Here is a 15,665-nt window from a genome sequence, read left to right on the forward strand (position 1 = left end):
GTCCGGCCGGAGCCAGACGGCCAGGGGGCAGTCGCGCATCCGACCGGTCAGAATGCTCGACCTAATCCCCGAAACCGAGGAACCGGACGCTCAGGATCGTCGGCATGGCGGTGCGAACCTCCGGCCGCGCCCGTTCGGCCAGCTGCGCAGCCTCGTTGACGACCGCGGTGGTCGCCGAGGAGGCTGCGGTCAGCGCCCCGGTATTGACCACCGGCGGCAAGGGGATGCCGGTGGCGTCGCCCTGGACCTGGATGTTGGCGGCGTTGATCACCTGGAGCGCGGCAAGGTTGACGTTGCCCGATACCCGGATGCCCGCCTCGCCCGCATCGATCGTGCCCAGCGGTGCGATCAGGTCGATGTCACCGGGATCGACTTCGGGAATCGGGTTCAGGGTGCCGATGCCCGCGCCGCTGGTGGGCACCGTCGGCGACAGCGACACATTGCCGTAGGTGTCGTACGTCCGGCGCACCGGGGCATAGACGATGCTGCCCTTCGCGCCGCGGCCGGCATTGATGTCACCCTGTGCCGACCACATGGTGATCCCGCCGCCGAAGGTCGTGAACACCCGGCTGAGCCCCAGCAGCACGCTGTCGCGCGAGAAGACTTCGATATTTCCCTGGCCCTGTGTCATCAGGCCCGTCGTGGATGGCGGCGAGACCCCGTCGGCGCCCAGCGTGAGACCACCGCCCGGCGCGAAGATCTGGATGTCGCCGCCGAAGTCGGTGTGCACGCCGGCGCTGCCCAGGAAGGTCACCGATCCCGAATAGGAACCCGGGGTGGTGTCGGTGGACATGCCCGGGAAGAGGGTGGAGATGGCCTGGCGTCCGCGCAGATAGCTGCCCGGTCGAGGTCCGTCGGCATCATTATATTCACGACCGGACAGCCGCAGTTCCTCGAAATACACCTCGCGGAGGAACACGCCCTGCTGGCTGTCGGGCAGCGCCGCGAAATAGTCGCGCGCGCCGTCGGCGTCGCCTGCATAACCATAACGGTCCTTCAGCCAGGTCATCAGCTCCTTGCTGTAGACGCGAGCGACCTTCCCCTCATTTTGCGGGTCGGCCAGCGGCCGGTCCGGATCGGCAAGGTTGGCCGGATCGAGATACAGATCGCGGAACGCCGCATAGTTCGGCCCCGCCGGACCGACGCCGACGGTCAGGACGATACCCGCCCCGGGACGCGTATCGCCGGCAACGATCGCGCCATAGCTGTTGATGGTGCTGTCGAGCTGGTCGACGCGGACGATCGGGCTGGACAGCGCCTGATAGATGTTGCGTCCGGCCGTCACCTCCAGCAGGCCCGGTCCCCAGATCTTGAACGTCGAGTTCAATACATCGCGACCCGCCACGATCGAAGAGACGTCCCGGGGCCCGGTATTCAGGATGAAGCCGCTGGACAGGATATCCCTGCCCGCCCGCATCGCGAGCGGCTTGGCCGCGACCAGGGTGAACTGATCGGGGGCATTGCGGTCCTGGATCACGCTGCCGACCTGCATCGCGACGTCGCCGGCCACGGCGTACAACCGGACGGGATCGGGAGTGTCGGCGTGCAGGTTGGTGGCCGCGTCCTGCCCATAGGCGAACAGGCCGAATCCCAGCGTGCTTTCATACGCAGCCTGCGTCGAATAGCCGTTCGTCGCCGAGACCCTGCCATCGGCGTCGGCCTGGACCCAGAGCGGCGAGAACGGCGTGGCGAGAAGGTCGGCCGAACCGCTCGACATCGAGGCGCGCCCGAACAGATTCTCCCCGGCAAGCAGTTCGAGCCCACCCGAGGCGCTTGGCGCCAGAACGAGACGGGTCGTGATCGATCCGCTCGGCGCCGCGGCAGAGAAATGGCCGGGATCGTAGAGTTGGAAGGACGGATCGTCGTTGTACGCCGAGACGGGATTCTGCAGGATATCGCCGCCGGCCGAGAACAGCGCATAGCCGCTTCGGTCGGTCCAGAGGCTGAAGCCGGTGCGCGTGGACGAGAAGGGGTCATCCACCGCGGTTCCGCCGCCCGGAACGAGGACGCGCCCTGCATCCACGCCGGTGACGACCGCCGCATCGTCGAGCGTCTGCAACGACAGCCGCCCGTCGCCAACCGCGATCAGCATCGGCGTATAGGCCGCTCGTTCCCCGGGCAGATCGACCTCGGGTGCGCGCGGATCTTTGGTGCCGCTGACGCCATAGGCGCTTTCGCGCGTCTGACCCACCGATGCGGCACGGATGACGCTGTCCCCGCGCAGGTTCAGCACACTGCCCGCGGGCGAGTCCTGATAGTCGGAGAGGCCGGTATTGATCCGCCCGCCGACCTTCATGGTCAGCGCGCCGCCGCCATTCTGGACCAGCCGGCCATCCGCCGACACATAGCCGGTGCTGGCGACCGCCAGATTCAGTCCGTTATCGGTCGGGATCTTTCCGCTGGCGTTGAGCAGCGCGGCATAGTTCGTCGTCGATCCCGCATCGCCGCCCGCGATTACGGTCAGGTTCCCGCCACCGAGCGTGCCGATGCCGCTGAAGCCGGTGAGCCGCACGCCACCGCTGCCGAAATTCAGATTGGGATCATAAGAATATTGGCCGAAATTGATGCCCCATGCGGCCAGTTCCGCCCGATCGGAATTGCCCTGGCGCCACAGCCAGTTGCCGACGTCTCCGGTGGAGGTGGAGCTTTCTCCGTCATAGCCCGCGAACCCGCGCATATCGCCTTGGGCGATGATCGAGACATCGCCGCCGCCTTGCGTGAAGTACATGCGCCGGGCGTTGAGGCTCGTCTCATAGGCTTCATTGTCAAAGCCGAGGATCGTGCCGTCACCGATTCCGCCCCGATCGAGATCATAGCCGGCAGGCGCCTCGATCTGGGTGCCGGCCGAATAGATTCCGAACAGCGATTCCTGCCGGTAGTCCCCGCCCGCGAGCAGCTCGAGGCCCGCAGCACCGGTCCGCACGACGGCGATGGCGGACGACGCGCCGTTGGTTCCGGCTCTGCCCGGTGCGTTCAGGACGATATCGCCACGCGTGCCGAGCGTCGATGCCGCAGCCAGCGTCCGGCTGTCGGAAGCGCCAAGGTCTGTCCCGGCGACAAGCCGCATCGACCAGGACTGGCTTCCCGCCGCGAGCATCGGCGCCACCGCCCAGTTGCGTCCCTCGCGGGCGATTTCCGCCGTGATGCTGGCGTTGCCGGGGTTCTCCGCCGACAGCTGGGTGCCCTCGGCAACGGTGATCGTGCCGTACAGCGCGCCATAGATGATGTCGCCGGGATAATAGGTTCCATAGGCATCGGTGATCGACCCCGACAGGACCACCGGGAAGTCGGAGAATGTGTCGTTGCTGGGGAACAGGTACACATAGTCGAAATAGTCGGGATTATACGGCGCTTCGAACGTGAGTTCCCGCGTCGATGCGGTCCCCGGCGTCAGGATCGACAGCGGTGTGTACCAGCTGGCATCGTCCGGCGTGACCGGCGGCGGCGCGAAGCCGTCATTGATGCTGCCGTTGACGATCAGGTCTCCGCCGGCACGCAGAACGAGCATGCCGGCTTCGCCCGACCCCAGCACGCCCGGATCGGCCGCGGCGCCATAGCGGAAGCCCGAAAGGTCGAGGTCGCCCGTCACGGTCAGGTCACCGTCGGGTTCCGCGCTGCGGATTTCCACGCCCGGGCGCAGGTGGAAGGCATCGCCATAGGCGCTCAGCCCTGCGATCCGACCGGCGAACGCCGCGTTTCCGCCGGCGGCGTCGATGAAGGCGCCATTGTCCGCATGGATCTGGTCCAGGAGTGACTGGTCGATGACCCCGTCGGCTGGCGCATAGGTCGCGAATGCGTTGACGGCGATGCTCGCCGCACCGCGCACCGTGAGGCCGGACGCCGCGTCGACACCGGCATCATCGGCGCCGATGCGCGGCGCGTTGATCGTCACCTGCCCTCGCGACACCCCGTCCGCCGAGCGCAGGTCGATCACCGCGCCCGACGCCAGCGAGACGGTGCCCGCGACCGATCCCAGCTCGACGCTGCCGCGGTTCGATGCCTCGATCACCGCCCCGCGCCCGTCGGTCGCGAGCACCGTCCCGCGTACGTCCAGACGGGCCTTGTCGGTCAGCACCATGTCGTCGCGCGCCGCCAGGCGGATCGATCCGACCTTGTCCCCCGACGCGTCGAGCGCACCGTCGACCGTCAGGCTGCCGCCATCCACCGAAATCCAGATCTTGTTCGCGCGAATGAGGTCGGAAATCGACAGGTCGCCCGTCTTGATGACGAACTGGCGCGCGTCGAAGAAGCCGCCCAGGTCCAGCTGGCGGTTGAGACCGGCGAAATCGGCCAGTTCCCGCACGCGGATATCGAACGCGCCCGAGTCATGGCCGGCATCGCTGGACCCGATCAGCGCCCCCCCGAGCGCCACGGTCCCGCCATCCCCCGTCGCGGTAAGCCGGATGAGGCCGGCGGCAGCATTGCGCGCCGACACGTCGATCGTCGATCCTGCCGCCTGGGTGATCCCGCCATCGGTCGTTTCGAACAGCGCGTCGCCGCCCCAGCTATATTTCGTCACGTCGAAGAAGCGAACGGCGCGACCGGACAGGTCGATGTCCGCACGGTCGAGAAGCGTGATGCCGTTTCGCGCGTTGATCGCCAGACGACCGCTCGGCAAGGCGATGCCGGTGTCGATCGCCACGGTCGATCCCGCCAGCTTGACCTCGGCCCCCAGCGCCGAGACGCTCGACGGGTCCGTGGCGGCGATACCGGCGGGCGCGCGAACCGTCAGTGCGCCGCCACTGCGATAGGCCATCGACGAGCCCGCCTCTCCCGTCAGGAGCGGGGTGACGAGGTTGAGGACGCCCCCGGCATAGCTCTGGGCGTCGGTCCCGCCTTGATAGACGGACAGCGTGCCGCGATTATTCGCCGTGATCCGCTCGCTGGCGCGCAGCGTGACCTCGGCAAAGCCCAGTGCCAGTCGGTCGAGTGCGACCTGATCCTGTGCCCGGGCCGACGGATCATAGCCGAACTCGATCCGGCGCGCGTCGATTTCCAGCGTGCCGAGCCCGGTGCCGGCGCCGCCATCGATGACCGCTCCGGGCGCGCGACTGACATAGGGGCTTTGCGGCGTGCCGACGCCGCCACCGACACCGTTCCAGACGATCGTGTCCGCGGCAATGACCGCCGCCTCGTCCGCGGTGCCAAGGCCATAGAGCGCCGGCGTGTTCAGGACGAGCATCGCCTTTCCGGTGCCGGCATCACCGCGCAGGTCGAGCGTGACGTTGCCGAAGAAATTCATCGACCCGCCGGCGGTCAGCGTGATGCGCTCCACCGGAATGCTCGATCCCAGCAGTCGGTCGATGACCGCCTGTGTCAGGCCGACGCCGACACGGACCCCCTCGGCATCCGCCAGGCTCTGCGCGGTGCCGATATCGAGCGTCGGTGCCGACAGGGCGAAATAGCGCGCCTGCAGGTCGACATCGCCGATCGAGGGTGCCCCGCTGCTCGACAGGCTGATCGTACCGAGGGTGCGCAGGGTGGCGCCGTCACCGATGGTGATGGCGTTGACCGGCTGGAACGGATCCTGGACGGCGCCGAGGAAATTGAGCGCGCCGTTGCCGATCGCCAGGATCGCACCGCCTTCGGACGTATAGCCGTTCGAGCTGTCCGAGAACACATAGCCGAGTGACGAGTTGATTCCATCGGTCGCGCCGGTGGTCGTGTCGATGACGGCGCCGCCCTCGACCGTCACCTGGTCGCCGCTCAGGAACACCTGGCCCGCGCTGGTCAGGCTGGCGCCATCGCGGATGGTGACCTTGCCGACATTGGAATTGAACGTGACGCGGGGGCCGAGCGGCGCGCGCCCGATCTGATCCGCTGCGATCGCCTGGACGAGGCTGAACGTGCCGCCAAGGACCAGCGCACCCGCGTCGAAGCGGGACAGCGCCTCGTCGCTGATCGAGGCCGCGTCGCTCGCGATTTCCCCGTCGTCGGCGCGAACCTCGATATTCGTCCGTCCGGTGACAAACACCGTTCCGGACCGCCCGCCCGCGGCGGCCGAAAGGTCGGCCGTGCCCAAGAAGTCCAGAACGTCCCCCGTCGCCATGCCGAAGTCGAACTGGATGGCCGAGGCGTCCCGTTCCAGTCGCGGCCGCAAGGCCCCGAACGTGGCGGCGTTGGCGATCGCGAACTCGGCATAGCCGGTCTCGTTATATTGCGAGAATTGCCGGACGGTCTTGGCCGAAGTGATGGTGACGAGCGTCGGCAGGGCATCGCGCACACCCGTGTTCGCGATACCGAGATAGCCGGTCGTGCGGAACGACCCGTCGGGGACGGTGACCGTATCGAGCGCGCGGACGGACCCGCCGCCCAGTTCGATGCGATAGGCGCCCGGCAGCAATGCGTAGGTCGACGGCATCAGCGTATAGGTACCGGCCGGAAGATCACCGACCGCCTGCGTCAAGGTGATCTGGCGCCCGATCGCCGGCGCGCCCGCGCCCGCATCGGGAGAGAGGGGCGCATAGTCACCGCGCATCGTCGGCACCAGTGCATAGACTTCGGCACCCGGCGCGCTGAAGCCATAGGCGGCCGGATTGGCATTGGCGAGCGCCGTGCGAAGGATATCCACCGATCCGCCCCGACCGGTGAAGAAGCCCGCCCCCGTCAGCTTGCCGCCGCCCGAGACGTCGAGAAGCGACCCTTGTTCCGCGGAGACGGTCGCCTGCCCGAACACGACGCCGCGGTCGATCATGAGGTCGACGAACGCATCGTCACCGCTGAAATCGGCCAGATCGACGAACGCGACCTTCTCGCCATTATACAGATAGGCCAGGTTATCGCTCGTGCCGCCATAGGGCATCAACAGTCCCTCGGCGCTCGTCGAGGTCACGCTGCCCGCTCGCAGCGAGACGTTGGCGAGATAGTTCCGGCCGTTGAAATTCGGGTCGAGCTCCTTGCCGACGACCAGGGTTCCCAGCGGCGCGCGGACGATGCCGCCCTGGTCGATGGTCGGCGCCGTCAGCGCCAGCGAGCCGAAGACCGATAGCGGAGCCGCCGGCGTGTCGCCCCAGCCGCGGATGGTCAGCGTCCAGTCGGGATCTCCGGGCAGCGGGTTGCGCAGCGCACCGACGCGGACGGTGCCGGCCGCACCGGTAGTCGGATAGAGTTGCGACGCCGTGAGCGTCATGTCCGGGCCGCCCGAGATCAGCCGGCCACCGGTGAAGCGGATGTCGCCCCGGCTGGTGAGCGACACCGTGTCGAAACCTGCGATCTCGGCTTCGATGCGAACGCTGGGAGTCGGAAAGACGTACCCGGACATGCCGAACATGACCGTGTTTCGCACGTCGATCAGGTCGGCCGTCAGCGAGAAGCTTCCCCGGTTTTCCGCGGCCACCTCATAGGTCGTCTGCGACAAGGGCTGCAGCCCCGGGACCGTCAGACCTTCGATGGTCGGCGTTTCCACCTTGCCGTCGAACAGCACATAGGGCGCCGACAATCGGACGTTCGGCGCGATCGCCGATCCGGTGGAGGTCAGCGCGGCGCGTCGGATGATCAACGCTTCGGACATGGCCAGGTCGACATCGCCGTCAAAGGCGATCGCGTCGCGACTCCACAGGTCCAGCGTCCCGAAGCCGGCGGCGGCGATATCGTCGGCGCCCAGACGCGTCTCGGCGACGATCGCCCCGGCCCCGTCGGGCGTCAGGTCGGTCTCAAGCCCGGTTGCGCCACCCTGTTGCGCCATGGTGATGACGCGCAGGCGGCTGGGCGCGAGTGCGAATGGCGTATTTTCCAGAACGAGGTTCAGCGTGCCGCCCGCCGCACCGCTTCCGCCGGCCCGGGCAGACATCAGCCCGTCATTATAGATGCCGCTCTGCGACCCGAGGCGGATCAGCCCGCCATCGCCTGCGACCGTGACCGGCGTCCCCCCGGCCTTGAGCGCCGTCTGCGTCGGAGTGTCGATCGTCGTCGACGCGCCGTCGGCGATCAGCCGGGCGCCCTCGCGGATGATGACCGGTGCACGCGTCGCCGCGAGATAGCCGTCAGCGTCCGGAACCAGATCCTGGACGCCGACCAGGATCTCGCCGCCATCCTGGGCGAAACCGTAGCGGTGACCCAACGCATCCACCGCGGTCATCGCCTGACCGGACACGTCGATCAGCGCGTCCTTCCCGACCCAGATCGAGCTGCCGTCTAGGGCACCGATCTGCGGCAGTTTCTGCGGTAGCAGGGCAACCGACCCGCCATGCGCAACCAGCGTGCCGTTCATGGTCAACTGACTGATGGTTTCAAGCCGGATCGACTGGCCCGAATCCACCTCGATGCGGGCGCCGTCGCCGATCAGGATATCGTTGCCGGTCAGGGAAAGGCTGGCCCCGGCGCGATGTGCGAACGTCCCGGTCAGCGCGTCGGCGATATATTCGGGAGGCTGCCACAGCTCCAGCGCCTGCACCGGGTTCGCCCCGGATGCGACGCTCGCCGACCCTGGCGTGATGCGCAACACCGGTGCCTGCGGACGCAGCGTCACGCCATTGTCGACGACGACACCTGCCCGGCTGCGAATGTCGTAGCGGGAAAATCCGCTTTGCAGCAGGGTTTCGTCGAGCACGCGAGCAGGCGTGAAACGCACTTCCCGATCCAGGACCGCGCCCTGCGGCAGGGTCTGGCCCGCCGTGAGCAGCGCAGGCTCGATGAGCCGCGTGCCGGGCTGGAGCACGACCGTGGCCGGCATGATCGCCACACCGGCGGGAAAGGCCGACGACGGGAGCACCACGCCCGCCTCGATCAGGCCATAGAATTGCACCTTCGTCCCCGCCGGCAGGACCATCCCCCGCTCAAGGGTCGCGCCATTCGCGGTTCCGCTGACCCCTGCCGGCACGGTCCAGTCGGCCGCCAGCGTGGTCGGGACGGTGTTGTCCGCGCGGACGCTGGAGACGGTCGTCGCGTCGGGAATCGCGACGCTGATGGTCTGGGTCGTCGCGAAGGTGAGGGTCGTGCCGGCAGGCAGCGTCACGTCCTCCACCAGTCGAACCGATCCGGGCAGGCGCGTCCCGGCGGGCAACATGCCGGATTGCAGGATGGCGTTGGCGCCGAACGCAACCGTCTCGGGCGTCTGCAGCGTCAGCTGGCCGCCGCCGACGACGCCATAGCCCCGGATCGCGCCGTCCAGCGTCAGCGCCGCCGTAAGCGGTTGCGGGTCGATCGACCCTTCCACCCGGTCGGCGCCCGCAATCAGCGTCACGTCGCCGCCGCGTCCACCGACCAGCTTGCCCTGATCGTCCAGCGTCGCGCCGGAAGACACGTCGACGACGGAGCCCTGGCCCAGATCGACCGATCCGCGCACCATCCGCACCGACAGGTTGCCGCCGTCGACATGCGCGACCGACGGAGCGACCGACGGGTCGTCGGAGCCGTTGGTCCATACCCCGCGCAGGTCGAGCGTTGCGCCCGTTCCCAGCGAGAATCCGGGTGCGCCATCGCCGAGCAGGAACTGGATAGCCGCATTGGACAGCGACGATTGCGGCGCGACATTGCCCACCGAGATCGTACCGCTGCGGATGGTGACATCGGCATCGATCGCCACGCTTGCGGCGCTCAGGCCGAGATGGCCACCATCGGCCAGCGTCAGCGCCTTGTCGATGACGATCGATCCTGCCGACGCAAGCGTCAGCGACCCCAGACCATAGCCGCTCAACCGGTCCGCATCGAGCGACACGGTGTTCCGGCGATCCTCCGGGATCACCCCTTCGGCCGGCAAGGACGCGGCCACATCGTCCACGTCCCCGATCCGCACGGGCGAACCGAACACGCCGTCGGCACCGAACCCGTTGGTGCGGCCGATGAGAAGCCCGCCGGCCAGTGCGACGCTGTTCTGGCTTGTCTTGTACCCGTCGAGAACGCCGTCGGGCCTGGCCGCGGCCTGACGCTGTCCCGTCACGACGCCGGCCGCGACATCGCCTTCCATCAGGACGGTCGGCGCGAAGATGCGGAGGGTGCCGGCATCGCGACCGACCGTATAGCCCTCTTCCCACCGCATGGTGCTTCCCCGGCTGAACAGCGGGTTCGAGAACACTTGGGTATACTGGCTTCCCCAGCGATCGTGCTGGCGGACCAGCGCGTTGCCCACGCTGACGAACTTCATGCCGGCAGGTGCGTTTGCCAAGTCGTAAAGCTGACCATTCTCGGCCATCACGCGCGTGGAGCGCACATAGCCCGAACGATAGTCGAGCGAGCCGCCCGAGATGTCGATGGTGCTTCCGGGCCGCAGGACGACCTCGGCGCCGGACAGGGTTACGGTCCCTCCGACCGATGCCCATTCGCCGATCCCGTGCTGCTGGTTGCCGAGCGCGCCGCCGACCTCGAGCAGCCCGCCGCCGGTGTACCAGCGGTCCCCCGCATAGCCGCCCGTCCCGGTCGGCACATAGACGAGATCGCGAACGTCCACCCAGACATTCTCGTTCTTCAGCCCGGTGCCGTCGCGATTGACCGGGCTGTCGCGCAGTTCGTTGCCCTGAATGTTCACCAGGATCGAGTTCGACGCCATGTCCAGCGTCACGCCCCTGAGACCCGACACGTCGATCCGCGAATCGGCGTCCGCAGTGATCCGGCCCGCGGCGGTGACCGAGACCTGGCCACCCTGCGCGATCGTGTCCGAAGCCGGTCCGAACGTCACCGTGCCGCCGGAGACGATCTCGACCCGCGACTGGTCGAGCCGATCGCCGGTGCGGCTCAGATTGTCGAACTGCGCCAGCCCGTTCGCTCCGGCCAGGCCGTCATTGTAGCGAAGCCGGTCAAGTCGCGCCGAATCCGTGATCAGCGCATCGCGCTGGGCGTTGGCGGCGGTCTCGTCGCTGTCCAGGTCCGGCAGGATCGTGGTGAGGCTGCCGGTGCCCAGCGTGACCGACGACAGCGCATCGCCGGCGGAGGTGAGCAGGTGGATCGTGCCGCGCTGGCTGACCCCGGTCGTCGACAGCAGCACCCCGTCCTGCCGCAACGTCCGTCCGGTCAGCGTGATGTCGCCGCGCGACGCCTCGATCTGGCCGCTGTTGATGACCGTTCCGCTGGTCGAGCCGGCGCCGATCAGCGCGCGGACTTCGTTGCCCCGCGTGGTCGAATAGGCGTTGGTCTGGGTCGATACGCCCGGGCGGACCAGGAAGTCATCGCCTGCCGCGAGCAGCGCCTGCCCCTTCTGCGTGGTGATCGAGCCGGCATTGGTGACCTGGCGGCCCATGAGCAATACATAGCCGCCGCCCGCGGTGACCGATTGCGGGGCGCGGGTGTCGATCCGCGCTCCGGCCTCGACCGTCACCGTGCCTCCGGCACCGGTGAAGGCCGGGGCATAGGCGCCGTTCGCCAGGGTCGAATAGATGCCGCGGTTGAGGAACTGGTCGTTGGTGATGGTCGCCGTCGACGCGACGAGGTTGCGCACGTTCACCTGGCTGGCGCCGCCAAAGATGACGCCGTTGCGGTTGAGGACCAGCACGGTGCCGTCGGCCTTGATCGAACCGAGGATGCGGGTGGGGTCGGCGTTGACGTCGGTGACGCGGTTGAGCGAGACCCAGTCGGCATTGCCTTTCTGGTTGAACACCAGGTCGGTCTCACGGCCGACGTTGAAGCTGTCCCAGGTCAGGATCGACTTCGCCTCGGTCTGTCCGACCGTGACGATCGTGCGACCGTCGGTTCCGGTGGTCTGGACCGGACCGGTCGCGCCGCTCCACAGGCCGGCGTCGAGCGCGACGCCGTTGGCGACCTGAAGGCCGCCCTGGCCTAGGCCGTTGGGAACATGGCTCTGCGCCGCCAGCGCGGCGGCGCGGGCTGCGGCCTGGGCGTTCTGCATCGCGGTGCGGGTCTGGGCCGCGCGCCGGAACGAGGCGACGGCGCGCTGGCTGGCGGACTGGGCCTGGGCCGCGCCTGCCGCCTGTTGCTGTGCGGCGCGCACTGCGGCGTCGGCGGGATTGACGGTCGCGCCACCGCGGCCGCGGCCCGTCTGGGCGTGGCTGACGCCGGCAAACAGCATCGAGCCGATCGCGGCACCGATCAGCAGTTGGTTGCGCGTGCGGCGGGTCTTGACGCTCATCGGACAGGCTCCAGGAAACGTGCGGCCGGCCTGACGGCCTGCTCATGATCGGGGACGCCGGCACGACAGTGCGCGACGATGCGCGGCGTCGGCCGGAACGGGATGAAATTCATGGCCGCCCGCCGCGCGGCGCCGGCGCCAGGCGGACGGGACGCTGCGGATCGACCGAGCGCCCCAGGGCATTGCCCATGCGCAACCGGGATCCCGCCAGGCTCGAGACGCCGACGCGGACATCGGGGGATCCGGCACCGGAAACGGACGGGTCGATCGTCGCGCGCGCCTGCGACTGCGCTCGCTGCGCGGCCGACTGCAGCGTCTGGCTCGCGCAGTCGAGCGTACCGGCGCGGTGCCCGGCAATGTCGACCTGGACGCATGGTCCGGGCGAGCGCCCGCCGATCCGCGTCTGCCCACCCTGCGGCCGTGGCATGGGCGCGGCTCGAACTTCGGCCGGATCGAGATCAAGCGACTGGGGCGAGGCCGGGCGTTCCTGAGCATGTGCCGTACCGGCCGCCACCGCGACGAAGGCCGCGAAGGCGACTCTCCGCAACGTGCCGGCCGAACAGAACCAGGGCGCAGGCCTCGCCATGCTCAGAACCGCGTCATGATGTCGACGAACAGTCGGTCGAGCGAGAAGGGGGCGTCGGCGATCTCCTCGGCGGAGAGCCAGCGCGCGCCCAGGATCGTGTTGGGCGCAAAGGCATAGTTGCCGCCGATCTGCCAGCCTTTGACGTTGGTGCCGCCGATGTGGAAGTCGCTGTCGGCGAAGGCGTCGATGACCGCATCCGATTCCAGGTGGCGATAGGCGACGAACGCGTTCCAGTCGCCGCGCTTCGCGGTCCAGTCGCCCTGCCCGTTCAGGTTGAGGACCGAGCCGACCGACAGGCGCCCCTGCCAGCTGATATTGCCGCCGGCATAGGCGCCGGGTGCGCTCATCGTGTCGTTCGGATCCGGGGTGTTCGGATTGGGAACCTGCATGTCGGGGCCGAGATTGTTGACCGCGCGCGTTGCGATCACGCTGCGGTCCCAACCCAGGTTGCGGACATAGTCGCCTTCAAGACGGACGGCGAAACGGTCCGAGGCGCGGTAATCGACCGACCCGCGCACGTGGAGCAGCTCGAACCGCGAGGCGAGGCCGAAATACTGGTTCTCCGGGCTCGTGATCGGATTGAGCGGATCGGCCACGATGTTCCGGATCGGGAACATCGTGTTGCCGAACTGCTGGAAGGCCGGCCGCGTCGCGTCGGTAGAGCAGACCAGTTCGTAAAATTGGCAGGGGGCGGAGCGTTTGCCCTCGACATTCGCATAACGGAAATAGGCGCCCGACAGGCGCGCCGAAACGCCGTCGGCGGGCATGACCTCGAATCCAGCCTGGGCAGCGAGCAGATATTTGTCCTGGCTCTTATAGGCCCCGCTCGACGCGCTTTCGACCGGCGCATTGCGCGATCCGAAATTGAGGTCGGTGTTGAACACCGGGAACGCACCGGCAGTGCCGAAGAGGCGCAACCCGCCGGAAACCTCGCCGTTCGCCGAGACGGCGACACCGTCGAAGTTCATGTCGTTGTCGAATATCAGGTCGCTGGTCCAGAACGGGTTGGCGAAACGGCCAAAGTCCAGGTTCACGCCCGAAACCGGGGTCAGCCGGATCGACGCGCGATCCAGCCAGAGCTGGTACTTGCCGGTGCCGGTTTCCGCGCCCAGCGTCTGGTTGGTCGAGATCGGCGAGCTGTCGTTGCCGGTTGCGACGCGGATGTCGGCGGAGACCCAGTCGGCGATGCGGGCATGGACGCCCAGACGCGCGCGCAGGCGGAAGCGCTGGCGATCCTCGCGAGAATTGACGAACGCCGGGGCGATCCAGCCCGGGGTCGCGTCGTTGATGTTCTGGGGCTCGCCCTGGTTGATCGCGCCGTAGTCGGTGAAGATGTCGGCATTGCTCTTGTCATAGAACCGACCTTCGCCGCGCATGCGGACATCGCCATAGAGCTGGATGCGGCGGGTCCATTCCGGCGTCTCGCCGGGGCGGGCCCAGCCCTGCGCCTGCGCCTGCTGACCCAGCTCCTCGCGGACCTGGGCGACGATCTGCTCGCGCACCACCTTGGGCACATAGGGCACGATCTGGGTACCGTCCGCGGTCACGCCGCCCTGGATCGGCGCCTGGGCGGTCTGGGCAGCCTGGCCCTGCGCGAGGTGCGGCTGGACAGGCACGGTCGCCCTGGCGATCATGCGATCGGCCTGTTCGCGGGTGATGACCCCTTCGGCCACCAACTGCTCGACGAGCAGCCGGGGGTCCACGGTCGTGGCCGGTACGGCCGACTGGTCCTGCGCCCATGCCGGCCGTGCCGTTGCCGCCAGCGCAAGCGTGGCCACGCAGATCAGGAGTGCGGACTTGAAAGGGTTCCGGACGCAATGGTGAGACATGAGATTCTTTCCTGGGAAAGGTGAGGCGCCGGTGATCTGGGCAGGCATGCGACAGTTCCCCGGTCGTGATGGTCTGGCTTCAGCGGTCACGAGCCGCTGCGCGCGTTGAGTTCGATCCGCATCACCGGAAGCCCGGCAGGCGGTCGTTGCGAGAGCTGAACTCCGGTCAGCGTGGCGACCAACCGGGCGTCTCGCCGGGCATCGCCGCTGCCGTCCAGGATCCGGACATTGCTGATCCGCCCATCGGCCGAGACGTTGACCGCCAGCCGGACGGTAAATCGCCCGCGTGACAATTCCCGGTCGGCCTGCGCCGCCTGGCGTATCCCCGCCAGCGCGACATTCGCATAGGCGCCGAAGCCGTCACCGCCCCCGCCGCCCGGCCGTCCCCCGATGCGGGTGCCGCCGCCATTGCCGGCCGCCAGGCCGTAATTGCTGGGTCCGGCGCCCTCGCGGGCGGTCAGCGCAGCGTCGCCCTGGCTGGGCTCGGACTTGGCCTCGGGCGGCGGCGGCGTATCGACCGGTTGCTCGATCGGCGGCGCCATCACCGGTTCGGGCGGTTTCTCGATCGGCTTCACCTCGGGCGGCGGCGGAGGGGGTGGCGGCGGCGGCAGGACGACCGTCGTCGTCTTGATCTCGTTCGGCCGCTCGACGACGGTCACCCGGCCGGCCAGCAGCCAGGCCAGCGCGATTCCCAGCAGCAGCCCGACCACCAGCATGACCCGGCCGAAGGTGACCGGCGACCGCTTGCGGCGCGGGGCTCCGCCGAACGCACCCGGCGCATCGGACCCGGTCAGGGCCGGTGCCATCACGCGCCTCCCGGACCCGACGATGCGGGCGGCCGGGTCGAAGCCATGCCGAGCGAGGGCACGCCGACCTTGGAACACAGGTCGAGCACCTGCATCACCTTGTCATACTGGACCGCGCGGTCGCCGCGCAGCACGACGGCGAGGTCGGGCGTCGTGGCGATGCTGGTGCGCAACTCGCTTTCCAGTTCGGCCAGCGACACCGGCACCGCGTCGATCGAGATCGTGCCGTCGTTGGTGACCGCGATCACGCGCGACTTGGGTGCGTTGAGCGTCTTGGCCGACGATGCCGAGGGCAGGTCCACCTTGATGCCCTGGACCGCAGCGGTGGTCAGGAGGATGAAGATGATCAGCAGCACGAAGGTGAGGTCCACCAGCGGCGTGATGTTGATCTCGTTATACGGCTTCTTGCCCTGGACCTGCATGGCTCC

The 15,665-nt window shown here is 68.3% G+C and carries 5 protein-coding genes; all 5 read right to left on the reverse strand.

The window, feature by feature from the left end; all coding sequences use genetic code 11:
- Positions 1-61: 61 nt before the first annotated feature.
- Complete coding sequence (locus TPR58_RS01620) at positions 62-12,016, reverse strand: filamentous haemagglutinin family protein (RefSeq protein ID WP_346244853.1); 11,955 nt, start codon at positions 12,014-12,016, stop codon at positions 62-64.
- A gap of 109 nt (positions 12,017-12,125) precedes the next feature.
- The gene (locus TPR58_RS01625) at positions 12,126-12,602 is read right to left on the reverse strand and encodes a hypothetical protein (protein WP_346244854.1); all 477 of its coding nucleotides are present in this window, start codon (positions 12,600-12,602) and stop codon (positions 12,126-12,128) included.
- Between the two features lie 2 nt (positions 12,603-12,604).
- The gene (locus TPR58_RS01630; RefSeq protein WP_346244855.1) at positions 12,605-14,380 is read right to left on the reverse strand and encodes a putative porin; all 1,776 of its coding nucleotides are present in this window, start codon (positions 14,378-14,380) and stop codon (positions 12,605-12,607) included.
- Positions 14,381-14,517: 137 nt separating this feature from the next.
- Positions 14,518-15,237, reverse strand: a complete 720-nt coding sequence (locus TPR58_RS01635) for a TonB-dependent receptor (RefSeq protein ID WP_346244856.1) — start codon at positions 15,235-15,237, stop codon at positions 14,518-14,520.
- Positions 15,237-15,659 carry an ExbD/TolR family protein gene (locus tag TPR58_RS01640; protein WP_346244857.1) on the reverse strand — a complete coding sequence of 141 codons (423 nt, stop codon included), beginning with the start codon at positions 15,657-15,659 and terminating at the stop codon, positions 15,237-15,239. Before TPR58_RS01640 ends, TPR58_RS01635 begins: the two co-directional genes overlap by 1 nt.
- Positions 15,660-15,665 lie beyond the last annotated feature (6 nt).

It is taken from the genome of Sphingomonas rustica, assembly GCF_039652585.1.
In the GTDB taxonomy this organism is placed as follows: Bacteria; Pseudomonadota; Alphaproteobacteria; order Sphingomonadales; family Sphingomonadaceae; genus Sphingomonas; species Sphingomonas rustica.

Coding starts and splice junctions, on each gene's coding strand:
- TPR58_RS01640 (WP_346244857.1), bottom strand. CDS start 15,659: ATGCAGGTCCAGGGCAAGAAGCCGTATAACGAGATCAACATCACGCCG.
- TPR58_RS01635 (WP_346244856.1), bottom strand. CDS start 15,237: ATGGCACCGGCCCTGACCGGGTCCGATGCGCCGGGTGCGTTCGGCGGA.
- TPR58_RS01620 (WP_346244853.1), bottom strand. CDS start 12,016: ATGAGCGTCAAGACCCGCCGCACGCGCAACCAACTGCTGATCGGTGCC.
- TPR58_RS01625 (WP_346244854.1), bottom strand. CDS start 12,602: ATGGCGAGGCCTGCGCCCTGGTTCTGTTCGGCCGGCACGTTGCGGAGA.